We start from the raw sequence: 24,050 nt of genomic DNA on the forward strand, positions 1-24,050 counted from the left end.
CGCTCAGCAGTGCGTATGAGCGGCCTGCGCGGTTGTCGAACCCGCCGCGCCCCTGACACTTGGAGTGACTGAAATGCCCAGCGCACCGCGTCCGGAACAACGCCGGTTTCCCCTGCATGTGCACATCAGCGTGATGTTCACCCTGCTGCTGTTGCTGACTGGGGTGGTGCTGGGCATTTTCAATTACCGACAGACCACGCAAATCATCCTGTCGAGCAGCGAAAAACTGTTCAATCGCATTGAACAGGACGTGCGCCTGGATCTGTACGACACCTACGAACCGATCAGGCACCTGCTGGGCCTGCTGGCCGATTATCCGGCAACGCGCGCCCCCGGGCTGGCGCAACGCCTGGCCCTGCTCCGGCCATTCAGCCAGGCATTGCGAGACAACCCGAACCTGGCGTCCTTGTACCTGGGCGACAGCCATGGCGACTTCCTCATGGTCCGCCCGTTGCGCACTCAAGCACTGAAGACAGCCTTGAACGCACCCGCCGACGCGGCCTACCAAGCCTGGACCGTGGAACGAGCCGACAACGGTCAAGTCCATGCCCAGTCACTGTTCTACGACGAAGCGCTGACGCCTGTCGGTCGCCTGGACATTGCCAACGAAACCTACGACCCACGCAGCCGTGGCTGGTTTCGCAGCGCAATGGACAGCCCCGACCAGATCACCACCGAACCCTACGTGTTCTTCTCCACCCATAACATCGGCACCACCCTCGCCCGGCGCAGCGGCGAACAGGCCGTCATCGGTGCCGACCTGACCCTGGCGGCCCTCTCCGAGACCCTGGCCAAGCACAAAGTGAGCGCAGGCACCGAGATTGTGCTGGTCGATCCCGAAGGCAACGCCGTGGCTTATCCCGACAGCAACCGGCTGCTGGTGGACGACCAATCGGCGCGCCTGATCAAGGCCCGCGACCTGAACCCGGCGATCGCGGCGACACTCGACCACAGCACCGACACCTCGCGCCTGGACGCCGCCGGGCGTCAATGGATCGTTTCCCGCAGCCACATGCAGGAAGGTGGCCCCCAAGGCCTGGAACTGACGTTGCTGGTGCCCGAGGACGAGCTGCTCGCCGATGCCTATCGCATGCGCTGGCAAGGTGCGCTGATCACCCTTGCGACCTTGCTGCTGTGCCTGCCCTTGGGCTGGCTGACGTCCAGGATTCTGGTCAAGCCGCTGCGTGCGTTGGTGCAGGAAGCTGACGCTATCCGCAGCTTCGATTTCCATTACCCGGTGTCCCGCCGCTCCCCGGTACTGGAAGTCGACCAGTTGAGCGTTTCGATGGCGCGCATGAAAGAAACCCTGGCCAGCTTCTTTGAAATTACTGCCAGCCTGCGCGCCGAAACCCGGCTGGGCGCGCTGCTGGAGCGGGTGCTGTTCGAAACGGTGAAAATCGGCCAGGCCCAGGCCGGCCTGATCTACCTGCGCGAAAACGACGAGGATCGGGTCAGGCCATGCGGCCTGGTGATCGATGGTACCCCGTGCGACCTGGACGCTTTTACCCTGCCAGAACATTCGCTGCTGGCCGCGGACAGCCCCGCATGGCTCCGGCAACTGGCGGCCGCGGACAACCTCGTCACCTCCCTGGGCTTCGAACAGGCCGCCGACCTGCAGGGCATCCTCCAGGCCCTGAACGCGCCACGGGTTCACCTGATCGGCATTCGCCTGCGCAACCGTCATCAGGAAACCGTCGGGTTCCTGGTGCTGCTGATCAACGACAACGGCACCGAAGCCGAACTGGAAAAACTGCAACCAGACCGCATCGCGTTCCTTCAAGCCGTGTCCGGTGCCGCCGCCGTGAGCATCGAGAGCCAACGCCTGCACGCCCGGCAGAAGCAATTGATGGATGCTTTCATTCAACTGCTGGCCGGTGCGATCGATGCCAAGAGCCCTTACACCGGTGGTCATTGCCAACGGGTGCCAGTCTTGACCCTGATGCTCGCCAGGGCGGCGGCCGTGAGCCAGGCACCGGCCTTCGACAGCTACCAGCCCACCGAAGATGAGTGGGAAGCGCTGCACATCGCGGCGTGGCTGCACGACTGCGGCAAGGTCACCACCCCCGAATACGTAGTAGACAAAGCCACCAAGCTGGAAACCCTGAACGACCGGATCCACGAGATTCGCACCCGCTTCGAGGTACTCAAGCGCGACATCTGGGTCGATTACTGGCAAGCCATGGCCACGGGCGGCGGCGCCCCGTCAGCGCTGGCGCAACGACGCGACACGACATTGGCCGGCCTCGACGATGACTTTGCCTTCGTCGCCCGCTGCAACCTGGGGTCCGAGGCCATGGCCGACGCCGACCTGCAACGCTTGCAAGAGATTGCCCAACGTCGATGGACCCGGACCCTCGATGATCGTCTAGGGGTTTCCTGGGAGGAAGGCCGACGCCAGGCCCGCACGCCCAAGCCAACGCTACCGGTCACCGAGCCGCTCCTGGCCGACAAACCCGAGCACCTGTTCGAGCGCCACGAATCCGAACTGATCCCGGCGGACAATCCGTGGGGCTTCCAGCTCGATGTCCCGTCGTGGAAATACAACCGCGGCGAGCTCTACAACCTGAGCACCCCACGAGGCACGCTGACCCGCGAGGAGCGCTACGTGATCAATCACCACATGGTGCAGACGATCCTGATGCTCAGCCAATTGCCCTTCCCCAGCCATCTGCAGAACGTGGCGGAGATCGCCGGCGGTCATCACGAAAAAATGGATGGCAGCGGTTACCCCAAACGGCTACGGCGAGAGGAGATGAGTCTGCCGGCGCGCATGATGGCCATCGCAGACATTTTCGAAGCATTGACGGCGGCCGACCGCCCCTACAAGAAAGCCAAGAAACTGAGCGAGGCCCTGGGCATCATGGCCACCCTGTGCCATGACGCCCATATCGATCCTGAACTGTTCGGCCTGTTCATCGAGGAAAGGATCTACCTGGACTACGCCAGTCAGTTCCTCGACCCGCAGCAAATCGATGAGATCGACCCCGACAGCCTGCTGATCAAAGCAGGGCTCAAGCCATGATCAGCAATCCGTCAGGCGCAGGAATATCGCTGCCAACGCCTCGATGCCGGCCTGGTCATGCTCGCTAAAGCGCGCCAACTTCGGACTGTCCAGGTCGAGCACGCCGATCAGGCGCCCGTCCTTGAGCAGCGGCACCACCAGTTCGCTGTTCGACGCGCTGTCGCAGGCAATGTGCCCGGCAAACGCATGGACATCCTCGACACGTTGGGTCTGGCGGCTCGCTGCCGCCGTGCCGCACACGCCGCGCCCGAACGGAATCCGCACGCAGGCGATCTGGCCCTGGAACGGCCCCAGCACCAGCTCTTCATTGCGATTGAGGTAAAAACCGGCCCAGTTCAGGTCATCCAGCTGGCTGAACAGAAAAGCCGAGAATTGCGCGGCGTTAGCGATGAAGTCGCGCTCATCGGCCAGCAAGGACGCCAGCTGTGCCGATAACAAACCGTAGCCGTCGAGGCCTTCGCCTGCATTACTCAAATCGATCATGCCTTGTTCTCCAGCAGTTTCAGGCCCACCCAATAACGGGCAAACTGGTAGGCGCAGCGCCCGTTGCGGTTACCGCGGCCGGTGGCCCAGCGAACCGCCAGCACGTCCAGGGCCTCGTCACGTTGCCAGGCCAGGCCGGCCTTGGCCGCCAGCTCACCGATCCAGTGTTCCACCACGTTGAGGAAATGCTCCTGGGTAAACGGATAGAACGACAGCCACAATCCGAAGCGGTCGGACAACGCGATCTTGTCCTCCACGGCTTCGCTGGGATGAAGCTCGCCATCGACCCGCTTCCAGTTCTCGTTGTCGCTTTCCTTCTCCGGCACCAGGTGGCGGCGGTTGGAGGTGGCATACAACAGCACATTCTCGGGGGCCTGTTCGAGCGAGCCGTCCAATACACTTTTGAGCACGCGATAATCGCCCTCACCGGATTCGAACGACAGGTCATCGCAGAACACCACGAAGCGCTGGGGCAGCTTGGCGATTTGCTCGACCACCCGAGGCAGGTCGGCCAGGTGGTCGCGCTCGATCTCGATCAACCGCAGCCCCTGTTGGGCATGCTCGGCCAGCAACGCGCGCACCAGGGAGGACTTGCCGGTGCCACGCGAGCCCCAGAGCAACGCATGGTTGGCCGGCAGACCGTCGATGAATTGCCGGGTGTTGCGACCCAGTTGTTCGACCTGGCGCTCCACGCCAATCAGGTCCGAAAGACGCATGTCGAGACTGACCTGCAGCGGCAGCAGGTAACCGCTGCGACCGTCCCGCTGCCAGCGCGCGGCCAGGGTCTGGGTCCAGTCAATGGCGGGCCGGGGAGCAGGCAACAAAGGCTCGATGCGCGCCAGCACCGCATCGGCACGCTCAAGAAAGGCATTGAGTCGAGAGTCCACGTCTTCTCCTCGGACAGGTTCACAGTAATGATGGCGCTACGGCGACGAAACGCCATAGCCAATGGCGGGTCTACCCCCCACGACATAAACCGGCAGCCCCGGAATCCAGAGATGATCAGCTATGCTTGAGCGGCGAAGGGAAACGTAAGTGGTTCACCATTCCATGGACATCAGATTCACCCAACGGTTGTCTTATAAACAGGCACGCCTGACCGTCCTGGTGGGATTCCTGCTGGGCACCTTGCTCAGCCTGGTACAGATCGGCATCGATTATGCCAGCGAAGACGCCTCGATCAACCGTGAAATCCTGTCGTTGCTGGAAATCAGCCACAACCCGGCCTCACGCATCGCCTACAACATCGATGCGGAACTGGCCCAGGAACTGTCCATGGGCCTGTTGCGCTCACCGGCCATCATTGGTGCAGAACTGATCGATAACAACAACACCGTGCTGGCCAGCGTCAAGCGGCCGGAACTGCAAAGCAGCTATCGCTTCATCAGTGACTTCCTGTTCGGCGCCCAGCGTCGGTTCGAAGACCGACTCTACCTGGACCACCTGCCCAGCGAGTCGCTGGGTGTGCTGCGGCTCGAAGTCGACACGTATGCCTTTGGCACCCGCTTCCTGCGTCGCGCCGAGGTCACGCTGCTCAATGGCTTTGCCCGCAGCCTGATCCTCACGGGCCTGCTGCTGGCGCTTTTCTACGTGATGCTGACCAAACCCCTGGTGCGGGTCATCCGCGAGTTGAGCAGCCGCGACCCTGGCAGCGTCGAACTGAACCCGCTGGTGTGCCCGTCCGGCCACCAGTACGACGAAATCGGCGTGCTGGTCTCGGTCGCCAACCAGCAGTTCGAAAACATCTCCACTGAAATCCAGCAGCGACGTACGGCCGAAAACCGCCTGACCGAATACCTGGCGCAACTGGAAAACATCGTCTCGGCCCGCACCGCCGAACTCAAGGCCACCAACTCCCGCCTCAGCCAGTCCAACGAAGAACTGGAAGTCGCCCGGCGCACCGCCCTGGACATGGCCGACGCCCGCTCCGCCTTCCTGGCGAGCATGAGCCATGAGATCCGTACCCCGCTCAATGGCTTGCTGGGGATGATCGCCCTGTCCCTGGACGGCCCACTGACCGCCGAACAACAGCAGCCACTCTCGATTGCCCATGACTCGGGCAAGGTATTGGTCGAACTGCTCAACGACATCCTCGACTTGTCGAAATTCGACGCCGGCCAACTGGAACTTGAACGGATCCCGTTCGACCTTGGCTCCCTGATCGAAGACACGGCCAACCTGCTGTCGCAGAACGCCGCACCCAGTGTCGAACTGGCCTGCCTGATCGAGCCGCAGTTTCCCGCGCAGGTGCTTGGCGACCCGACCCGCGTGCGCCAGATCGTCAGCAACCTGCTGTCCAATGCACTGAAATTCACCCGGTTCGGCCGGGTCGATGTGAGATTGAGCCAGCATGAAGGCGGGGTGCGGATCGAAGTCCGCGACACCGGGATCGGCATCCCCGAGGAAGCGCAGGCGCGGATCTTCCAACCGTTCACCCAGGCTGGGGCCGGTATCACCCGTCAGTTTGGCGGCACCGGGCTGGGCCTGGCCCTGACCAACAACCTCTGCGAAGCCATGCAGGGCCGGCTCAGTATCCGTTCCGAAATGGGTTTCGGCAGTCAGTTCTGCGCCGACTTGCCCTTGCCCTGCCACACCCCGACGGCGGCCGTCGAACCGCTGCGAGGTCATGTCGTCGCCATCACCGCCGATAGCAGTGGGCTGGCCGAGCTGCTGGACATGCAGCTACCAGGATGGGGAGTGGACTACGTACGGCGCGCGGTGGATGACAACCTGTTGGGGCTCAAACCTGATGTCCTGATTACCGATTGCCCGGAATGCCTGTTCAATCTGCGCCCCACTTTCAAGGCACCGATCCTGCTGGTCACCGCCTACGGCAGTTTCATGCCCAGCGAAGAAGCCGCCACCCTCGCCCCGCTGATACAGCAGGCCCGGCCGCTGGCACGACATGCGCTCTATCAGATTCTGCGTCGCGCCTTGCAAAGCGAGACGACCACCATCAACGAAACACAGATCGAAACCCTGGCACCGTCCAGGCGTGGGCGGGTGTTGCTGGTGGAAGACAACCCGGTCAACCAACTGGTGGCCAAGGGCATGCTGGTGAAACTGGGCTGTGAAGTGATCGTCGCCGCCCACGGTGTCGAGGCGCTGAGTCAGCTCGAACAGCAGGTTTTCGACCTGGTGCTGATGGACTGCAACATGCCCGTGATGGATGGCTACGAAGCCAGCCGGCAGATCCGTCGCAGCGGGCGCTGGCTGGACCTGCCGATTGTCGCGCTGACGGCCAACGCCATGCCCGAGGAGCGTGAGCGCTGCCGGGCCGCCGGCATGAGCGACTACTTATCCAAGCCATTCCGCCGTGAAGAATTGGCGGCCGTGCTGGATCAATGGGTCCCCACTACGTCAGCGCTTTGATCTGTCCCAACAAATGATCGAGACCGTCACGCAGCGCCCCGAGACGGTCCAGGTCCACCCCGCTTTCGCATAGCAGCCGCGCCTTGAGCGGAGCGACTTGCTCACGCAAGGCCCGGCCCGCCTCCGACAGGCTCAAGTGCATTTCCCGCTCGTCCCGAGCCGAACGCTGGCGGTGGAGCAAGTCCAACTGCTCCAGCCGCTTGAGCAACGGGGTCAGCGTGCCGGAATCGAGCGATAACCGCTCGCCCAGGGCCTTGACCGTCGGCTGTTCCGGCAGTGTTTGCTGCCATTCCCACAGCACCAGCATCACCAGGTATTGTGGATAGGTCAGGCCGAGCTGGTCGAGCATTGGCTTGTAGCCACGGATCACCGCACGTGAAGCGGCGTACAGCTTGAAGCACAACTGGCTGTCGAGCTTCAGCGAATCGGCTGACAGATCATTCATTTGAGCAGCGCTTCGATCTCAGCGGTCAGGTCCTGGGGCTTGGTGGTCGGGGCGAAACGCTTGACCACCTGACCGTCCTTGCCGATCAGGAACTTGGTGAAATTCCACTTGATGCCTTTGGACCCCAGCACACCGGGCGCGCGCTGCTTGAGCTGGACGAACAAGGGATGGGCGTCGTCGCCATTGACATCGATTTTCTTGAACAGCGGAAAACTCACGCCGAAGTTCAGCTCGCAGAACTCGGAAATCGCGCCTTCGTCACCCGGTTCCTGCTTGCCAAATTGATTGCAAGGAAAGCCCAGCACCACCAGGCCCTGATCCTTGTAGGTCTGCCACAACTGCTCAAGGCCTTTGTATTGCGGGGTAAAGCCGCACTGGCTCGCGGTATTGACCACCAGCACCGCCTTGCCGGCGTAATCGGCCAGGGTCTTTTGTTCGCCTTTGATGGTGGTGCACGGGATGCTCAGCAGGTTATCGCTCATGGCAAGGCTCCGAAGGGTGAAGTCACGAAAATAGCGAACAATTAAATTGTGTGCAATTTAATTATCAGGACTCTCATTCCATAGATTGTGGGAGCAAGGCTTGCCCGCGATGACGTCGATGCAGTCCTTCTTCAGACCGAGGCGCCCTGTTCGCGAGCAAGCTTTGCTGCCACAGAATTACGCTCGGGGAACCAGATCCAGGCACACCGAGTTGATGCAATAACGCAACCCCGTTGGCGGTGGACCGTCGGGAAAGACGTGCCCCAGATGGGCGTCGCACTTGGCGCAGACCACCTCGGTGCGGATCATGCCATGGCTGACATCACGCACCTCGACCACCGCACTGCCTTCGATCGGCGCGTAGAAACTCGGCCAGCCACAGCCGGAATCGAATTTGGTCTGGGAATCGAACAGCGGCTCGTTGCAGCAGATGCAGTGGTACACACCGTCAGTCTTGGTGGCGTTGTATTTACCGGAGAACGGCCGTTCGGTGCCCTTCAGCCGACAGACGTTGTATTGCTCCGGGTCGAGCATGGAGCGCCATTCTTCCAGGGTTTTCTGCAACTTTTCCATCGTCCAGCCTCGGCAATTGAAAAAGCCCGATCCGACGCTTTTCCGCAGATCAGGCGGCACGTATGATTGCGCCTCGTCAGGCGCCAGTCTGGCAGTCACGTCATGCGTATTCAAACGGATTGTGACGCCTATACCGCGTCAAGCCCGGGTACAGACGCAGGATCCCCAGTACGGTAGTCCATACGCCGCCTGGATCGTTCATTTTCGGGAACACATCGCCATGCAGGTCAGCAAATCGAACAAGCTCGCCAACGTCTGCTACGACATTCGCGGCCCGGTGCTCAAGCACGCCAAGCGCCTGGAAGAGGAAGGCCATCGCATCCTCAAGCTGAACATCGGCAACCCGGCGCCCTTTGGTTTCGAAGCGCCTGATGAAATCCTCCAGGATGTCATCCGCAACCTGCCGACCGCCCAGGGCTACAGTGACTCCAAGGGCCTGTTCAGCGCACGCAAGGCGGTGATGCAGTACTACCAGCAGAAGCAGGTCGAAGGCGTCGGTATCGAGGACATCTACCTGGGCAACGGCGTGTCCGAGCTGATCGTGATGTCGATGCAGGCACTGCTCAACAATGGCGACGAAGTGCTGGTGCCGGCACCGGACTACCCGCTCTGGACAGCGGCCGTGAGCCTGGCCGGTGGCAACCCGGTGCATTACCTGTGCGACGAACAAGCCGATTGGTTCCCCGACCTGGCAGACATCAAGGCCAAGATCACTCCGAACACCAAGGCGCTGGTGATCATCAACCCGAACAACCCGACCGGCGCCGTGTACTCCAGGGAAGTTCTGCTGGGCATGCTGGAACTGGCCCGCCAGCACAATCTGGTGGTGTTCTCCGACGAGATCTACGACAAGATCCTCTACGACGATGCCGTGCACATCTGCACCGCCTCCCTGGCACCGGACCTGCTGTGCCTGACGTTCAATGGCCTGTCCAAGTCCTACCGGGTCGCGGGTTTCCGCTCCGGCTGGATCGCCATCTCCGGGCCCAAGCACCACGCCCAGAGCTACATCGAAGGCATCGACATGCTGGCCAACATGCGCCTGTGCGCCAACGTGCCGAGCCAGCACGCGATCCAGACCGCGCTGGGCGGCTACCAGAGCATCAATGACCTGGTCCTGCCACCGGGGCGCCTGCTGGAGCAGCGCAACCGCACCTGGGAACTGCTCAATGACATTCCCGGCGTCAGCTGCGTCAAGCCCATGGGAGCGCTGTACGCCTTCCCGCGCATCGACCCGAAGGTCTGCCCGATCCACAACGATGAGAAATTCGTTCTCGATCTGCTGCTGTCCGAGAAACTGCTGGTGGTCCAGGGCACTGCGTTCAACTGGCCGTGGCCGGACCACTTCCGCGTCGTGACCCTGCCGCGGGTCGACGACCTCGACCAGGCCATTGGCCGGATCGGCAACTTCCTCAAGTCCTACCGCCAGTAATCCGGGCAGCGTGCGCGGCCCCTCGCTGCGCACGCTGTTTGATTCAGCAACATTTCCGTTCCGTCGCTTCCAACGGGCCTTCTACACTGATGACAGGACAGGCGATGAGCGTCCAGGCTCAACGTTCACAGGGCACGCGTGCCAAAATTCTTTTCCCATGTCACTTTCAGAAAAGTCTTTCAATCATTTAGGACTCGTGTAGGACACAGTTTGAAATAGTCGTCGAGTTGAATAGCCTGCGGCAGCACCTTATATACCCCGCATAACGCTACATCTTAAGCATGAGGAGATTTCCACCACCATGATGCGCATCCTGCTGTTCTTGGCCACTAACCTGGCGGTCGTGCTGATTGCCAGCATCACCCTGAGCCTCTTCGGCTTCAACGGGTTCATGGCGGCCAATGGGGTTGACCTCAACCTCAACCAGCTGCTGATCTTCTGTGCGGTGTTCGGTTTCGCCGGCTCCCTGTTCTCGCTGTTCATCTCCAAGTGGATGGCGAAGATGAGTACCGGCACCCAGATCATCAGCCAGCCGCGCACTCGCCATGAACAATGGCTGCTGCAGACCGTCGAACAGTTGTCCCGCGAAGCGGGCATCAAGATGCCGGAAGTCGGGATCTTCCCGGCCTACGAGGCCAACGCCTTCGCCACCGGCTGGAACAAGAACGACGCACTGGTTGCCGTCAGCCAGGGCCTGCTCGAACGCTTCTCCCCGGATGAAGTCAAGGCTGTATTGGCCCATGAGATCGGCCACGTCGCCAATGGCGACATGGTGACCCTGGCGCTGATCCAGGGCGTGGTGAACACCTTCGTGATGTTCTTCGCGCGCATCATCGGCAACTTCGTCGACAAGGTGATCTTCAAGAACGAAGAAGGCCAGGGTATCGCCTACTACGTGGCGACCATCTTCGCCGAACTGGTACTGGGCATCCTCGCCAGCGCCATCGTCATGTGGTTCTCGCGCAAACGCGAGTTCCGCGCCGACGATGCCGGCGCACGCCTGGCGGGCACCAGCGCCATGATCGGCGCCCTGCAACGCCTTCGTGCCGAGCAAGGCCTGCCGGTGCACATGCCCGACACCCTGAATGCCTTTGGCATCAACGGCGGCATCAAGCAGGGTCTGGCGCGCCTGTTCATGAGCCACCCGCCACTGGAAGAGCGTATCGACGCGTTGCGTCGTCGCGGCTGATAGCGGAGCTTCAAAAAAGCCTGCAGTGATAAAGAAGACGGCGCATTTCGTTATTGGAAGTGCGCCGTTTTTTTTGGGGAGGGCTGGGTTGGGGTACATACCTGCTGTTGTGGTCACGCCATCAACAACTGGAAACCCGATACACCCGCTCATCCAACCTCTTCACCCCCGCCTGCAAGAACTTCCAGCTTTCCCCCAGTACGTCCTGCTCCTGCAAGACGTCCAAGCGCCAGTGGTCACCGAGCAGTCGCTGCACCTCATCATCCGCGACAGAAAACGGTGGACCGGGCATTTCGGCCTGGTTGTAATCGAGCGTAATCAGCAGCCCGACGCAGTCCGGAAGAATTTTCTGCAGATGGGCCACGTACCGCTCTCGCATCGGTACCGGCAAGGCGATCAACGCCGCACGGTCGTAAAACGCCAGGCAATCAGCCACGTCCTTCGCATCCAAGGCAAAGAAATCACCGCAGCGAATTTCAATAGGACCGGCACGAAACACCTTGAAGGCGCCCTCTTCACTCACACTCGGTTCAAGCTGATGTTCGTGGAAAAAATCCGCGGCGGCCTTTTCCGATAGCTCCACGCCCAGCACCGAATACCCCTGATGGGCGAGCCACAACAGATCCAGGCTTTTACCGCACAACGGCACCAGCACCCGCGCGCCGGCCGCCAATCCGAGCCGAGGCCAGAAACGTTGCAGGTAGGGGTTCACTTCCGATGAATGAAAGCCGATCTGGTTGGTTGACCAGCGCTTGTGCCAAAACTCAGGCTCCATGATTCACTCCAGAAAAATCGATCAAAACGGGTTAAAACTTATATTAGATTTAGATCATTGACCTGGCAGAAGATGGCGACATCTTAAGCTCTGTACGAAAAGTCTTGAGACGAAGGTCAGGCGAGGCTGTTTTCAACGCCGCATGAACGAGTATCAAGGCTTTTCGTACAGAGCGTAACGCTCAGGAGTCCGTTCATGTTACCCAGCCTGTTTATTTCCCACGGCTCACCGATGCTTGCCCTGGAGCCCGGCAACAGCGGCCCGGCACTGGCTCGCCTGGCAGCGCAACTGCCCAGGCCCCAGGCGATCGTCATCGTTTCCGCCCATTGGGAGAGCGATGAGCTGCTCGTCAGCAGCAACCCACAACCGCGCACCTGGCACGACTTCGGTGGCTTCCCACCCGCTCTGTACCAAGTGCAATACCCCGCGCCCGGCAATCCGCAACTGGCGACACACGTGGCAGACCTGCTCGGCGCTGCGCACCTGCCGGCGCGCCTGGATAGCCAGCGACCCAGCGACCACGGGGTCTGGGTGCCCTTGTCATTGATGTATCCGCAGGCCGACATCCCGGTGGTACAAGTGTCGCTGCCCAGCCGACAGGGGCCGGCGCTACAGACCCGGGTCGGCCGTGCCCTGGCGAGTCTACGCGAGGAAGGTGTATTGCTGATCGGCTCCGGCAGTATCACCCACAACCTGCGGGATCTGGATTGGCAGGCCGGCCCGGATAGCATCGAGCCCTGGGCCAAGGCTTTTCGCGACTGGATGGTTGAGCAACTGGCAGCTGACGACGAAGCCTCTCTGCACGACTACCGTCGCCAGGCGCCCCACGCTGTGCGCAGCCATCCCAGTGACGAGCACTTGCTACCGCTGTATTTTGCCCGGGGCGCAGGGGGGCGGTTCAGCGTTGCCCATACGGGATTCACGATGGGATCGCTGGGGATGGATATTTATCGGTTCGATTGATCGGCCGAGTCGCTCCGCTGAAAGAATGCCGCCCAACAGGTAAAAAAAATCCCCGAACCAGTCGGGGATTTTTCATGCTCGATCAATCAGCCCGCAAGCCGATCAATCTTCACGATAGCGACGCAGCTTGAGCTGCTTGCCAGCTACACGAGTGTCCTTCAGCTTGGCCAGCAACTTCTCCAGACCATCTTCCGGCAGTTCCACGAGGCTGAAGCTGTCACGTACCTGGATGCGACCGATGGCTTCACGCGCCAGGCCACCTTCATTGAGGATGGCACCCAACAGGTTCTTGGCAGCGATGCCATCACGAGCACCCAGCGCTGTACGGCAGCGGGCACGGCCTTCGGCCAGCGGCATGGGAGCACGACGCTCGCGATCACCACGGTCCGGACGGTCGCCACTGCGCTCAGGACGATCGCCACGCGGTGCGCTGTTCGGCACCAGGGGACGTTCCTTCTCGATCGCCGCCAGGTTCAGCGCCTGGCCATTGGTGGCCTTGCGCAGCAGGGCCGCAGCCAGGGCGCGCGGCGAGCAACCGATGTCAGCGGTCAAGCGATCGAGCAGATCGCCATGGGTCGCTTCGGCGTCAGCCACCAGCGGCGACAGGCTGTTGGTCAACTTCTTGATGCGGGCATCGAGAACGGCCTGGGCGTCTGGCAGACGAACTTCAGCCACTCGCTGACCGGTCACACGCTCGATCACTTGCAGCATGCGACGCTCACGCGGGGTAACCAGCAACAGCGCACGGCCTTCGCGACCGGCACGGCCAGTACGGCCGATACGGTGAACGTAGGATTCCGGGTCGTACGGCATGTCCACGTTGAACACGTGGGTGATGCGCGGAACGTCCAAGCCACGAGCAGCGACGTCGGTCGCCACGACGATGTCCAGGCGACCATCCTTGAGGGAGTCGATGACACGCTCACGCTGGTTCTGGGCAATGTCACCGTTCAGCGCAGCAGCCTTGTAGCCTTTGGCTTCCAGGGCGCTGGCCAGGTCCAGGGTCGCTTGCTTGGTGCGTACGAACATGATCAGGGCGTCGAAATCCTCGACTTCCAGCAGGCTCAGTACAGCGGCGGTCTTCTGGTCAGCATGTACCAGCAGGTGGGCCTGCTCGATCGCGGTGACGGTCTGGGTCTTGCTCTGGATCTTGACGTGTTTCGGGTCCTTCAGGTGACGCTCGGCGATCGCACGGATCGACTGCGGCAGGGTGGCCGAAAACAGGACGGTCTGGCGGCTTTCCGGCATGGCTTTGAAGATGACTTCCAAGTCATCCATGAAGCCCAGCTTGAGCATTTCGTCGGCTTCATCGAGAACCAGATGGTTCACGGTGGCCAGGACTTTCTCATCGCGACGCAGGTGATCGCACAGACGGCCCGGGGTGGCGACAACAATTTGTGCGCCATTACGGATTGCTTTCAGTTGCGGGCCCATCGGCGCACCGCCGTAGACAGCCACAACAGTCACGCCCGGCATTTGCTTGGCGTAGGTTTCGAAAGCGGTTGCAACTTGTAGCGCCAACTCACGGGTTGGGGCCAGGATCAGAGCTTGCGGCTCGCGCTTGGACGGATCAATGCGGTGCAGGATCGGCAGGGCGAACGCGGCGGTTTTACCCGTACCGGTTTGCGCCTGGCCAATCATATCGTGACCGGCGAGGATGATCGGGATCGACTGCTGCTGAATGGCCGAAGGCTCTTCATAGCCGGTAGCGACTACTGCAGCGACAATATTGGGGTGAAGTTCAAGAGCGGCGAAGCCGCCGATTTCCTGGGTCATGGGTCTGCCTCAAAGTGCATCCGCAAAGACCCATGCTCCAAAGCTGCGCATGCCGTGTTGAGACTCAAGAGTCGCCCTGGCAGCTTTGTCGGCGGGGATTTGCGAAAACGAATGAATGGAAAAGGACGTCGCGCAAGCATCCGTTGTGCGGACATGTAACCGAAGCTGGCTTCGAAATTACGCTGCGTTGACGCGGCCCGGCTAAAGGCCGGCGCGCACTATACCGGAATTCGCTAAAAAAGGGAGCTTTTTTTGTCGCCGAAACCCAGTGCACGGCAGTCCTTCACAGGCCCTGGACAGCGAACTAAAACGTTTCACCCCAAATGCTGTGGCGAGGGAGCTGGCTCCCGCTGGGTCGCGAAGCGGCCCCTTCGATTGCAGGTATCAACCCAAGCGTCTGCTTCGCAGCCGAGCGGGAGCCAGCTCCCTCGCCACAGAGGAACTTACTCGCCATAAGGACGGGGGAACCTCGATCACGTCGCAGGACGAATCGCCTTGATCAACGACTGCAACGAATACCCCAGGCGCGGCGCCAGCGCTTCGGCCCGGGCGGTCAGGCCTTGCAGGTCCAGCGTCTGGTCCAGGTCCGCCGGGACGATGAGGATGACGTTGCCCTCCTTCACCGGCAGCTCCCAATAATGCCGGTGATACAGACCACGCAGCAGCGCAGCGCCCAACGGCTTGCCATCGTCGGTGGCCCACTGGTTGATCACCAGCCAGCCGCCCGGATTAAGGCGCTTCTGGCAGTTTTCCAGGAAACCCCAGGCCAAATGCCCGACGCCTGGACCGACATCGGTATAGAGGTCGACGAAAATCAGGTCCGCCGGCTCAGCCGTTTCGAGCAGTTCCAAGGCGTCACCGACGCGGATATACAATCGCGGATCGTCGTCCAGCCCCAGGTATTCGATCGCCAGGCGCGGCACGTCGGGACGCAACTCGATGGCCTCGACGTCTTCCAGTGGCAAGAACTTCAGACAGGCCTGGGTCAGCGTACCGGCGCCCAACCCCAGGAACAGCGCACTCTCCGGTTGCTCATGGCACAACGCGCCGATCAGCATGGCGCGGGTGTAATCGTATTCCAGCCAGCTCGGGTCGGCCGTGAACACGCAGCTTTGCTCGATGGCATCGCCAAATTCGAGGAACCGGTAATCGGCTACTTCGAACACCCGGATCATGCCGAACTCGTCGTGCACCTCGGCGAGCAAATGCTCGACGCGCTCCTCTGTCATTTCGTCTCCTGATGGCAACCGGATGGCCGGGCAAAGGCGCGATTGTCGACCACCGACGGGAACAGGTCACGCACTAATTTGCTGATACCATGGGCGTCCGAGCGTAAACCACCTAGAGATCATGATGAGCCAACCCTGGAGCCCTGACAGCTGGCGCGCCCTGCCGATCCAGCAACAACCCCGCTACCCCGACGCCGCGCACCTGTTGCAAGTCGAACAGACCCTGGCCAGTTATCCGCCACTGGTGTTTGCCGGTGAAGCCCGGGAGTTGCGCCGCCAGTTCGCCGAGGTGACCCAAGGCCGAGCGTTCCTCCTGCAGGGCGGCGACTGCGCCGAAAGCTTCGCCGAGTTCTCGGCGGCGAAGATCCGCGATACCTTCAAGGTATTGCTGCAGATGGCGATCGTCATGACCTTTGCCGCCGGCTGCCCGGTGGTCAAGGTCGGGCGCATGGCCGGGCAATTCGCCAAGCCGCGCTCGGCCAACGATGAAACCGTCGACGGCGTGACCCTACCAGCCTACCGGGGCGACATCGTCAACGGCATCGGCTTCGACGAAAAGAGCCGCGTACCGGACCCCGAGCGGTTGTTGCAGTCCTACCACCAGTCCACCGCCACCCTGAACCTGCTCCGTGCCTTCGCCCAAGGCGGTTTCGCCGACCTGCACCAAGTGCACAAGTGGAACCTGGATTTCATCGCCAATTCGGCCTTGGCGGAAAAGTACAGTCACCTGGCCGACCGCATCGATGAAACCCTGGCGTTCATGCGCGCCTGCGGCATGGACAGCTCGCCGCAATTGCGTGAAACCAGTTTCTTCACGGCCCACGAGGCGCTGCTGCTCAATTATGAAGAAGCCTTTGTGCGCCGCGACAGCCTGACCAACGAATACTACGACTGCTCGGCCCATATGCTGTGGATCGGCGACCGCACCCGTCAGTTGGACGGTGCCCATGTCGAGTTCCTGCGCGGTATGAACAACCCCATCGGGGTGAAAGTGGGGCCCACCATGGACCCTGACGACCTGATCCGCCTGATCGACGTGCTCAACCCGGACAACGATCCGGGCCGGCTGAACCTGATCGCCCGGATGGGGGCCAATAAGGTGGGCGATCACTTGCCGCCGCTGTTGCGCGCCGTGCAGCGCGAAGGCAAGCAAGTGCTGTGGAGTTCCGATCCCATGCACGGCAATACCATCAAGGCCAGCAGCGGCTACAAGACCCGGGATTTCGCGCAGATCCTCGGCGAAGTGAAGCAGTTCTTCCAAGTCCATGAAGCCGAAGGCACCTATGCCGGCGGGATTCACATCGAGATGACCGGGCAAAACGTCACCGAATGCATCGGTGGTGCACGACCGATCACCGAAGATGGCCTCTCGGATCGCTACCATACCCACTGCGATCCGCGGATGAATGCCGACCAGTCGCTGGAATTGGCATTCTTGATTGCAGAGACGTTGAAGCAAGTAAGACGGTAAGCATTCCATTGCCTGTTAAATTGCCATCATCGGATCGCCCCCGGAACACGCCCCGGGCAGCGATCCGACGATAGTGGTGCATCTGTCACCCTATCCCGGCCAATGCTCCCGCCAACCGAATCCCACCCACCCGCTGGCAATTAAGCTGGACCCGCTCCAATCCCAACCAATCAGCCATGCGCCTGAGATTCATCGCCAACGCCTGAATCCCCTCCTCATCCAACCCCGGCTCTTGCTCGTGTACCGCATGCACCGCCAACCGGCCATCGGCCCGCTCAGCCCGCAAGTCCACCCGCGCCGCCATGCGCTCGTTGTGCAAGAACGGCAAGACGTAATAGCCGTACACCCGCTTGTGGACCGGAGTATAGATCTCCAGCCGGTAACGAAAATCGAACAGCCGCTCGGTGCGGTTACGCTCCCAGACCAGCGAATCGAACGGCGACAGCAAGGCACTGGCGGTTACCTTGCGCGGGATTTTTACCGCGGGTCGGCACCATGCCGGTTGCTTCCAGCCCTGCACCTGGCAGCGCAGCAGTTCCCCGGCCTCCTCCAGCTCGGCCAGTCGCTCCCGGCTGTCGGCCGGATCAAGTCGAAAGTAATCGCGCAGGTCTTTTTCGGTAGCAATGCCCAAGGCCTCGGCGGCCTGCACCAGCAAGGCACGCTGGGCGTCGGCTTCGTCCGGTAACGGCTGCCGGAGGACCGAATCCGGCAGCACCCGCTCCGGCAAATCGTAGAGTCGTTCGAAACCCCGTCGTCCGGCTACCGTGACTTCGCCCGCCGCAAACAGCCACTCCAACGCGTGTTTTTCGGCGCTCCAGTCCCACCATGGCCCGGCCTTATCCTGACGCGTGGACAAGCTACCCGCGCCCACCGCGCCCTGCTCCCGCACCACCGCCAGGACCCGGCGGATGATGGGTTGCTGTTCACGGCCAAAACGCGCCAGTTGTTGATAAATACCTTCGCCACGGGCCGCACGCGCCATGCGCCAGCGCATCAACGGGTACGTCGATATCGGCATCAGAGAGGCTTCGTGGCCCCAATATTCGAACAACGTGCGACGTCGCCCCTGGCTCCAGGCGGCCTGGTCGAGCAAATCCGGGTTGTAGTGGCCGAGACGGGAGAACAGCGGCAGGTAATGCGAGCGCACCAGTGCATTGACCGAGTCAATCTGCAGGACGCCAAGGCGTTCGATCAGGCGGTTGAGACGCGAGGGTTGCACCGAAGCTGGCGGTGACCGCCCGTCGAATCCTTGGGCGGCCAGCGCCAGACGCCGGGCCTGTTTGAGGGTAAAGGACAGAGTCGCGGGCATGAAGATCTCCTTGTCTGCTCGCAACCTACCTCACCAATAAAGGGTTTGTGTAGGAAAGGATGACTCATTTGTGCATGGGGTCATCCCAGAACGGCCGAACCGTTTCCTTTTCCACGTCGGCACGACTGATACCGATGTCCTTGAGCGCCTCGTCGCTCATGCCGGCCAGCAGTTCGCGTTCATGGTGCAATTCATACCAGCGGCTAAACTTGTGCATCAGCGCGCCGACCGAAAAACCATGGGAGTGTTTGTCTATCGATACATAGCTTTTTTGACCTTCCATCGTGATGTCCTCCGTTGGGGTGGCTCAAGTCTCGCGCCAACGATAGGATCAATCCAACGAATGTTTTTTATACCTGTCATCTCGGAGATTGATCAATTGTCGAGTTACCCGAGCATCGATACGGAAGTGCTGCGTACCTTTGTCGCGATTGCGGACCAGGGCGGTTTTACCCGGGCCGGTGAATTGGTCAATCGCACCCAATCCGCCGTCAGCATGCAGATGAAGCGGCTGGAAGAAGATGTCCTGCAACGGCGTCTGTTCGAGCGGGACGGGCGCCAGGTCAAGCTGACCGCCGAAGGCCAGGTATTGCTCAGCTACGCCCGACGAATCCTCAAGCTGCACAGCGAAGTCTTCAACACCCTGCGTGAACCGCACATGGTGGGGACTGTGCGCATCGGTACGCCGGACGATTACGTGATGCGGTTCTTGCCCGGGATCCTGCAGCGTTTTGCCCGGTTCTACCCACTGATCGAAATTGAAGTGCACTGCGAATCGTCCAAGCAATTGCTGTTGCGCCACGACCTCGACCTGTCCATCGTCACCCGCAAGCCGGGCGACGAAATCGGCCAGTTGCTGCGCAAGGAACGCTTTGTCTGGGCCGAAGCCGCGTGCTTCAACGTCCACGAGCAAACACCGCTGCCGCTGGCGATGTTCAACAGTGACTGCTTCTGCCGGCAATGGGCCTGCAATGCATTGGACGCCATGGGCCGTGAGTATCGCGTAGCGTACAACAGCTCGAGCTTGTCGGCGCTGATGGCGGTGGTGGGCGCGGGCCTGGCGATCACCGCGCAGCTGGAAAGCCTGCTGACTCCGGACATGCGCGTGCTCGGTGAGGCCGAGAACCTGCCGGAACTGCCCGAAGCCAGCATCATGCTGATCCGCAACCTGCACAACCCATCGCCGATCACCGAGTGCTTGGCCGAGCACATTATCGAAGGCTTCAAACTTTAAGGGCGAGCAGCACCGCACACAGCACCAGGAAAGCGCAAAACAGCCCGCGCAACAGCCGTTCCGGCAGGGCGTGGGCGACTTTCACCCCCCAACTGATGCTCATCAACCCACCGACCGCCAATGGCACACCGATCAGCCAATCCACCTGTTGGTGCACCGCGTAGGTCGCCAATGTGACGCCCGTGCTGGGCAACGCCAACGCCAGCGACAGCCCCTGGGCGACCACCTGGCTGGTCCCGAACAGGCTGGTCAGCACAGGCGTTGCCACCACTGCCCCACCCACGCCGAACAACCCGCCCATGGTTCCGGAAGCGGCACCGAGCACACCCAGCCATGGCCAGGCATAACGCATTTGCGAAGACATGGACGGTGGGGCGGCGAACATCCGGATCAGGTTGTAGGCCGATAAGGCAACCAGGAAGGCGACGAAGCCCATGCGCATGGTTTGCGCATCGATCCCCACCGCCCAGATCGAACCGAGCCAGGCGAAACAAAAACCCATCGAAGCCAACGCAAGCGCATGACGCCACTCGATGCGATTGCGCTGGTGATAGCGCCACAGCGCCAGCATCACGTTCGGCACCACCATCACCAACGCCGTGCCCTGGGCGATCTGCTGATCGAGGCCGACCCAAACGCCCAGCAGCGGAATGGCAATCAACCCACCGCCGATGCCGAAGAGCCCACCCAGGGTCCCCAAAACGGTGCCAAACAGCAGATACGTCACGAACTCGATCACAGGGCTTTTCCTTCTGTCAGGCGGTTCATCCTACGCAGTCGGCGCTAGCGGGGAAACGCACAGCAACGCACAATGGCTGTGCCAATTTCGCACAAGCACCGACAACACCATGAATCCCAATCAACTGACCGAACAACTGGGCTTGTTCCTCGACGTCCTGGAAAGCGGCAGTTTTTCCGCCGCGTCCCGTCGCCATCCGCTGACTCCCTCGGCCGTGGCACGCCGTATCGACAGCCTGGAAAGCGCCGTCGGCAGCCAACTGTTCATTCGCACGACCCATGCGGTACGGGCGACTCCGGCCGGCCAGGCCTTTGCCGAACGTGCGCGGCGAATCGTCGAGGAATTGCGCCTGGCGCGGGCGGAGGCGGTATCCTTGAGCCACGCGCCGGAAGGCCTGATCCGCGTCGACGCACCGGCCGCATTCGGGCGTCGTCACCTGGCACCGGTGATTGCCGACTTCCTCACGCTCTACCCCGGGCTCGACGTGCAACTGCATCTGATCGACAGCTTTGTCGATATGCAGGGTTCGAACCTGGGCAAAGTCGATCTGGTATTGCGTGCCGGACAAATGGCCGACACACGACTGGTCGCCACGCCATTGGCGAGCATGGTGCGCATTGCCTGCGCCAGTCCCGATTACCTGCAGCGTCGTGGCATGCCGACCGATCCGTCGCACCTGGTCGACCACGACGGCCTGGACTGGGAGGGCCTGGCTCCGCCGTTCGCCTGGCGCTTCGCCCGCGATGGGCAGATGCAACTGCATCGGCCGGCACGGATCCGCATGAGTGCCAACAATGCCGAAGCGTTGGTCTGCGGGGCACTGGCCGGCTTAGGCATCGCGCATCTGCCGACCTGGCTGACCAGCGAATACCTGCTGCGGGGCGAACTGCTACCGCTGTTTTGCGAAAACGGCCTGCCGGAACCGGAAAGCACTGGCATCTATGCCTTGCGCCTGGAGCAACAACCCAGCGCGCGCAGTCGCCTGTTGCTGGAATACCTCAAGACCCGTTTCAGCCCAATCCCGCCGTGGGACCTGGCGTTGCGAACCAACCTTGACCGCCATTAATCGAAAATTACCTGGCGCATTAAAGATTCGCCCGCTAGATTCATCACGATCATTGATTGAAGGTTCTGCCATGACAACCCAGCGCGACACCCCCGAGGCCTGCGAAGCCTTGTTGCTCGACAACCAGGTCTGCTTCGCCCTGCATTCCACGTCGCTGTTGATGACCAAGGTCTACAAGCCACTGCTGCAAGCCCTGGGCCTGACGTATCCGCAATACCTGGCCATGATGGTGTTGTGGGAAAAGGACGGCTTGACCGTCGGCGAAATCAGCACACGCCTGCTCACCGACCCCGGTTCACTGACGCCGTTGCTCAAGCGCCTGGAAGCCGAAGGCCTGCTGAGCCGTACCCGCAGCCGTGAAGACGAACGCGTGGTGATCGTCGAGCTCACCGAACAGGGCCGCGCCTTGCGTGAAAAAGCCCTGGACATCCCTCAATGCATCCTCGCCGCCAGCGGCCAGACCCTGGAACAGTTGAAGAAGCTGCAACTGGACCTGCAAGCACTGCGCGGGCATTTGCAGGACAGCCTCTGAGCCTCTGAACACCACCAATTACTGTGGGAGCGCGCCTGCTCGCGATGAGGGCAGCACCTCCAAGATTCCCCTCAGCCAATCCACCTATCGTGAGCAGGCTCTCCCACATCAATCTCAGGCGGACTCGGCATCCGTGCCTGCCTCCAGTCCGTGGGAGCAAAGCTTGCTCGCGATGGCCCCCTTCCCCTCACCGCAAAACCCCTTTCAAACGCAATTTTTTTTCATCTCATAAAAACCATTTAAATCAATAGATTAAAGCCAGTGAAGTGACTCGAAGCCTGCTTCGCTCGAAAATTTATATTGCGCGCAAAATATTAGCGCTATACCTTCACCTCACACCTAATTAGCGCGCAAACATTTAGCGCAAAAACATAAACCCAAAACGAGGCTATCACCATGAAAACGCTCTACACCGCAATCGCAACCTCCACTGGCGGCCGTGACGGTCGTGCGATCTCCAGCGACAACATCCTCGACGTCAAACTCGCCACGCCCAAGGAACTCGGCGGTGCCGGCGGTGCAGCGACCAACCCTGAGCAACTGTTCGCCGCTGGTTACTCGGCCTGCTTCATCGGCGCACTGAAGTTCGTCGCCAGCCAGAGCAAACGCAAGATCCCGGACGACGCTTCGATCACCGCCCATGTCGGCATCGGTCAGATCCCCGGCGGTTTCGGCCTCGACATCGACCTGCACATCAGCCTGCCGGGACTGGACCAGGCCGACGCGCAAAGCCTGGTGGACGCGGCTCACCTGGTCTGCCCGTACTCCAACGCCACTCGCGGCAACGTCGATGTGCGCCTGCACGTGACCGTTTAACTCACCCATCGCGGATCGACTTGAGGAGATGCACATGAACACGTTCAGCAAAGCCCTGACCGGCACCCTGCTCGCTCTCAGCGTCAGCAGCGCCTTCGCCGATGGCGGCGTCGAGCGCAACACCCAGGCGTTTCTCGATGCATTGAATGCCGGTACCGGCAAGCCGCTGGAGCAACTGTCGCCGAAGGACGCCCGCGCGGTACTGGTCGGGGCCCAGGCCGGAGTGAAACTGACCTTGCCCAAGACAGATGTCAGCGAGAAGACCATTCAGGCCGATGGCCAGTCGATCAGCCTGACCATCGTTCGCCCGGCCGGGGTCAAGGGTGAATTACCCGTGTTCATGTTCTTCCACGGCGGTGGCTGGGTCCTAGGAGACTTTCCGACCCACGAACGCCTGGTTCGGGATCTAGTGGCGGGATCGGGGGCCGTCGCGGTGTTCGTCAACTACACGCCCTCCCCCGAGGCGCATTATCCGGTGGCGATTAACCAGGCTTACGCCGCAACCAAATGGGTGGCCGAGCACGGCAAACAGATCAATGTCGATGGCAAACGCCTGGCCGTGGCCGGTAACAGCGTCGGCGGCAACATGGCAGCTGTCGTGGCGCTGATGGCCAAGGACAAAGGCACGCCGGCAATCCGCTTCCAGGCCCTGTTATGGCCGGTGACCGATGCCAGCTTCGAGACCGCGTCCTACAACCAGTTCGCCGAAGGCCACTTCCTCAGCAAGAACATGATGAAGTGGTTCTGGGACAACTACACCACCGATGCCGGGCAGCGTAACGAAATCTATGCCTCACCGCTGCGGGCCAGCACTGCGCAACTCAAAGGCCTGCCACCCGCGCTGGTACAGACCGCCGAGGCCGATGTGCTGCGTGACGAAGGGGAAGCCTATGCCCGCAAGCTGGACGCGGCGGGAGTGTCGGTCACGGCGGTGCGCTACAACGGCATGATTCACGACTATGGCTTGCTCAACGTCGTGAGCCAGGTACCGGCGGTACGTTCGGCGATGCTGCAGGTGTCCGAAGAGCTCAAGCAGCACTTGAAATAACAGGTGGCGAAACACTATAGGAGCAAGGCTTGCCCGCGATGAAACAGCTTGGTATTCCTCGAACCGAGGTGCCCGTATCGCGAGCAAGCTTTGC

At 61.3% G+C, this 24,050-nt stretch carries 22 protein-coding genes; 11 read left to right on the forward strand and 11 right to left on the reverse strand.

Annotated elements, in window-relative coordinates; genetic code table 11:
* Positions 1–73: 73 nt before the first annotated feature.
* Positions 74–3,022 carry an HD domain-containing phosphohydrolase gene (locus N4Q37_RS02765; RefSeq protein ID WP_260955121.1) on the forward strand — a complete coding sequence of 983 codons (2,949 nt, stop codon included), beginning with the start codon at positions 74–76 and terminating at the stop codon, positions 3,020–3,022.
* On the opposite strand, the gene N4Q37_RS02770 is transcribed toward N4Q37_RS02765, so the two are convergent.
* Together N4Q37_RS02770 and N4Q37_RS02775 are read right to left on the reverse strand one after the other, a co-directional pair.
* Entirely contained in the window at positions 3,023–3,505 is a 483-nt protein-coding gene (locus N4Q37_RS02770; protein ID WP_260955122.1) for a GAF domain-containing protein, read from the reverse strand. It abuts the gene before it with no gap.
* The gene (locus N4Q37_RS02775) at positions 3,502–4,392 is read right to left on the reverse strand and encodes an ATP-binding protein (protein WP_260955123.1); all 891 of its coding nucleotides are present in this window, start codon (positions 4,390–4,392) and stop codon (positions 3,502–3,504) included. Before N4Q37_RS02775 ends, N4Q37_RS02770 begins: the two co-directional genes overlap by 4 nt.
* Positions 4,393–4,555: 163 nt before the next feature.
* Here N4Q37_RS02775 and N4Q37_RS02780 point away from each other — a divergent pair, with 163 nt between their 5' ends.
* The gene (locus N4Q37_RS02780; protein WP_260955124.1) at positions 4,556–6,877 is read left to right on the forward strand and encodes an ATP-binding protein; all 2,322 of its coding nucleotides are present in this window, start codon (positions 4,556–4,558) and stop codon (positions 6,875–6,877) included.
* On the opposite strand, the gene N4Q37_RS02785 is transcribed toward N4Q37_RS02780, so the two are convergent.
* The 3 genes from N4Q37_RS02785 to msrB form a co-directional block, all read right to left on the reverse strand.
* The gene (locus tag N4Q37_RS02785) at positions 6,861–7,322 is read right to left on the reverse strand and encodes a MarR family winged helix-turn-helix transcriptional regulator (RefSeq protein ID WP_260955125.1); all 462 of its coding nucleotides are present in this window, start codon (positions 7,320–7,322) and stop codon (positions 6,861–6,863) included. The two genes, N4Q37_RS02780 and N4Q37_RS02785, sit on opposite strands and share 17 nt — an antisense overlap.
* Entirely contained in the window at positions 7,319–7,804 is a 486-nt protein-coding gene (locus tag N4Q37_RS02790; RefSeq protein WP_260955127.1) for a glutathione peroxidase, read from the reverse strand. Before N4Q37_RS02790 ends, N4Q37_RS02785 begins: the two co-directional genes overlap by 4 nt.
* Before the next feature lie 177 nt (positions 7,805–7,981).
* Entirely contained in the window at positions 7,982–8,377 is a 396-nt protein-coding gene (gene msrB / locus N4Q37_RS02795; protein WP_260955128.1) for a peptide-methionine (R)-S-oxide reductase MsrB, read from the reverse strand.
* Positions 8,378–8,597: 220 nt separating this feature from the next.
* Between msrB and N4Q37_RS02800 the strand changes: the two genes are divergently transcribed.
* Together N4Q37_RS02800 and htpX are read left to right on the forward strand one after the other, a co-directional pair.
* On the forward strand, positions 8,598–9,809 hold the full coding sequence (locus tag N4Q37_RS02800; RefSeq protein WP_260955129.1) for a pyridoxal phosphate-dependent aminotransferase: 1,212 nt from the start codon (positions 8,598–8,600) through the stop codon (positions 9,807–9,809).
* A 301-nt stretch (positions 9,810–10,110) separates the two neighbouring features.
* The gene (htpX, locus tag N4Q37_RS02805) at positions 10,111–10,998 is read left to right on the forward strand and encodes a protease HtpX (protein WP_260955130.1); all 888 of its coding nucleotides are present in this window, start codon (positions 10,111–10,113) and stop codon (positions 10,996–10,998) included.
* 121 nt (positions 10,999–11,119) lie between these two features.
* Here htpX and N4Q37_RS02810 read toward each other — a convergent pair whose 3' ends face one another.
* Positions 11,120–11,773 (reverse strand): thiopurine S-methyltransferase, encoded by a 654-nt coding sequence (locus N4Q37_RS02810; protein ID WP_260955131.1) that lies wholly within the window; start codon positions 11,771–11,773, stop codon positions 11,120–11,122.
* Between the two features lie 195 nt (positions 11,774–11,968).
* Between N4Q37_RS02810 and N4Q37_RS02815 the strand changes: the two genes are divergently transcribed.
* Positions 11,969–12,736, forward strand: a complete 768-nt coding sequence (locus N4Q37_RS02815; RefSeq protein WP_260955132.1) for a DODA-type extradiol aromatic ring-opening family dioxygenase — start codon at positions 11,969–11,971, stop codon at positions 12,734–12,736.
* Between the two features lie 102 nt (positions 12,737–12,838).
* On the opposite strand, the gene N4Q37_RS02820 is transcribed toward N4Q37_RS02815, so the two are convergent.
* Positions 12,839–14,512 (reverse strand): DEAD/DEAH box helicase, encoded by a 1,674-nt coding sequence (locus tag N4Q37_RS02820; RefSeq protein ID WP_260955134.1) that lies wholly within the window; start codon positions 14,510–14,512, stop codon positions 12,839–12,841.
* Positions 14,513–14,985: 473 nt separating this feature from the next.
* On the reverse strand, positions 14,986–15,741 hold the full coding sequence (locus N4Q37_RS02825) for a spermidine synthase (protein ID WP_260955136.1): 756 nt from the start codon (positions 15,739–15,741) through the stop codon (positions 14,986–14,988).
* 124 nt (positions 15,742–15,865) lie between these two features.
* Between N4Q37_RS02825 and N4Q37_RS02830 the strand changes: the two genes are divergently transcribed.
* The gene (locus tag N4Q37_RS02830; protein WP_260955138.1) at positions 15,866–17,212 is read left to right on the forward strand and encodes a class II 3-deoxy-7-phosphoheptulonate synthase; all 1,347 of its coding nucleotides are present in this window, start codon (positions 15,866–15,868) and stop codon (positions 17,210–17,212) included.
* Between the two features lie 85 nt (positions 17,213–17,297).
* Here the strand turns inward: N4Q37_RS02830 and N4Q37_RS02835 are convergent, their stop codons facing one another.
* On the reverse strand, positions 17,298–18,521 hold the full coding sequence (locus tag N4Q37_RS02835) for a winged helix-turn-helix domain-containing protein (protein WP_260955140.1): 1,224 nt from the start codon (positions 18,519–18,521) through the stop codon (positions 17,298–17,300).
* 64 nt (positions 18,522–18,585) lie between these two features.
* On the reverse strand, positions 18,586–18,804 hold the full coding sequence (locus N4Q37_RS02840; RefSeq protein WP_260955141.1) for a DUF1127 domain-containing protein: 219 nt from the start codon (positions 18,802–18,804) through the stop codon (positions 18,586–18,588).
* 96 nt (positions 18,805–18,900) lie between these two features.
* On the opposite strand from N4Q37_RS02840, the gene N4Q37_RS02845 reads away from it, so the two are divergent.
* Positions 18,901–19,755, forward strand: coding sequence for a LysR substrate-binding domain-containing protein (locus N4Q37_RS02845; protein WP_260955633.1), 855 nt, complete (start codon positions 18,901–18,903; stop codon positions 19,753–19,755).
* On the opposite strand, the gene N4Q37_RS02850 is transcribed toward N4Q37_RS02845, so the two are convergent.
* On the reverse strand, positions 19,745–20,494 hold the full coding sequence (locus N4Q37_RS02850; RefSeq protein ID WP_260955142.1) for a sulfite exporter TauE/SafE family protein: 750 nt from the start codon (positions 20,492–20,494) through the stop codon (positions 19,745–19,747). The two genes, N4Q37_RS02845 and N4Q37_RS02850, sit on opposite strands and share 11 nt — an antisense overlap.
* Positions 20,495–20,603: 109 nt before the next feature.
* Between N4Q37_RS02850 and N4Q37_RS02855 the strand changes: the two genes are divergently transcribed.
* The 4 genes from N4Q37_RS02855 (at position 20,604) to N4Q37_RS02870 (ending at position 23,956) form a co-directional block, all read left to right on the forward strand.
* Positions 20,604–21,560 carry a LysR family transcriptional regulator gene (locus N4Q37_RS02855; RefSeq protein WP_260955143.1) on the forward strand — a complete coding sequence of 319 codons (957 nt, stop codon included), beginning with the start codon at positions 20,604–20,606 and terminating at the stop codon, positions 21,558–21,560.
* 70 nt (positions 21,561–21,630) lie between these two features.
* A complete protein-coding gene (locus N4Q37_RS02860; RefSeq protein WP_260955144.1) occupies positions 21,631–22,092 on the forward strand; it encodes a MarR family winged helix-turn-helix transcriptional regulator in 462 nt (153 codons plus the stop codon).
* Positions 22,093–22,488: 396 nt separating this feature from the next.
* Positions 22,489–22,908, forward strand: coding sequence for an organic hydroperoxide resistance protein (locus tag N4Q37_RS02865; protein WP_260955145.1), 420 nt, complete (start codon positions 22,489–22,491; stop codon positions 22,906–22,908).
* A 34-nt stretch (positions 22,909–22,942) separates the two neighbouring features.
* On the forward strand, positions 22,943–23,956 hold the full coding sequence (locus N4Q37_RS02870) for an alpha/beta hydrolase (RefSeq protein WP_260955146.1): 1,014 nt from the start codon (positions 22,943–22,945) through the stop codon (positions 23,954–23,956).
* Positions 23,957–24,050: the final 94 nt, after the last annotated feature.

It is taken from the genome of Pseudomonas citri (assembly GCF_025336485.1).
GTDB lineage: Bacteria > Pseudomonadota > Gammaproteobacteria > Pseudomonadales > Pseudomonadaceae > Aquipseudomonas > Aquipseudomonas citri.

Excerpts from the sequence above, each read along its gene's own strand:
- N4Q37_RS02825 (WP_260955136.1), bottom strand. The coding sequence starts at position 15,741 with ATGACAGAGGAGCGCGTCGAGCATTTGCTCGCCGAGGTGCACGACGAG.
- N4Q37_RS02765 (WP_260955121.1), top strand. The coding sequence starts at position 74 with ATGCCCAGCGCACCGCGTCCGGAACAACGCCGGTTTCCCCTGCATGTG.
- N4Q37_RS02855 (WP_260955143.1), top strand. The coding sequence starts at position 20,604 with ATGAATCCCAATCAACTGACCGAACAACTGGGCTTGTTCCTCGACGTC.
- N4Q37_RS02800 (WP_260955129.1), top strand. The coding sequence starts at position 8,598 with ATGCAGGTCAGCAAATCGAACAAGCTCGCCAACGTCTGCTACGACATT.
- N4Q37_RS02870 (WP_260955146.1), top strand. The coding sequence starts at position 22,943 with ATGAACACGTTCAGCAAAGCCCTGACCGGCACCCTGCTCGCTCTCAGC.
- N4Q37_RS02785 (WP_260955125.1), bottom strand. The coding sequence starts at position 7,322 with ATGAATGATCTGTCAGCCGATTCGCTGAAGCTCGACAGCCAGTTGTGC.
- N4Q37_RS02835 (WP_260955140.1), bottom strand. The coding sequence starts at position 18,521 with ATGCCCGCGACTCTGTCCTTTACCCTCAAACAGGCCCGGCGTCTGGCG.
- msrB (WP_260955128.1), bottom strand. The coding sequence starts at position 8,377 with ATGGAAAAGTTGCAGAAAACCCTGGAAGAATGGCGCTCCATGCTCGAC.
- htpX (WP_260955130.1), top strand. The coding sequence starts at position 10,111 with ATGATGCGCATCCTGCTGTTCTTGGCCACTAACCTGGCGGTCGTGCTG.
- N4Q37_RS02790 (WP_260955127.1), bottom strand. The coding sequence starts at position 7,804 with ATGAGCGATAACCTGCTGAGCATCCCGTGCACCACCATCAAAGGCGAA.
- N4Q37_RS02840 (WP_260955141.1), bottom strand. The coding sequence starts at position 18,804 with ATGGAAGGTCAAAAAAGCTATGTATCGATAGACAAACACTCCCATGGT.
- N4Q37_RS02860 (WP_260955144.1), top strand. The coding sequence starts at position 21,631 with ATGACAACCCAGCGCGACACCCCCGAGGCCTGCGAAGCCTTGTTGCTC.
- N4Q37_RS02815 (WP_260955132.1), top strand. The coding sequence starts at position 11,969 with ATGTTACCCAGCCTGTTTATTTCCCACGGCTCACCGATGCTTGCCCTG.
- N4Q37_RS02810 (WP_260955131.1), bottom strand. The coding sequence starts at position 11,773 with ATGGAGCCTGAGTTTTGGCACAAGCGCTGGTCAACCAACCAGATCGGC.
- N4Q37_RS02770 (WP_260955122.1), bottom strand. The coding sequence starts at position 3,505 with ATGATCGATTTGAGTAATGCAGGCGAAGGCCTCGACGGCTACGGTTTG.
- N4Q37_RS02830 (WP_260955138.1), top strand. The coding sequence starts at position 15,866 with ATGAGCCAACCCTGGAGCCCTGACAGCTGGCGCGCCCTGCCGATCCAG.
- N4Q37_RS02820 (WP_260955134.1), bottom strand. The coding sequence starts at position 14,512 with ATGACCCAGGAAATCGGCGGCTTCGCCGCTCTTGAACTTCACCCCAAT.
- N4Q37_RS02865 (WP_260955145.1), top strand. The coding sequence starts at position 22,489 with ATGAAAACGCTCTACACCGCAATCGCAACCTCCACTGGCGGCCGTGAC.
- N4Q37_RS02780 (WP_260955124.1), top strand. The coding sequence starts at position 4,556 with ATGGACATCAGATTCACCCAACGGTTGTCTTATAAACAGGCACGCCTG.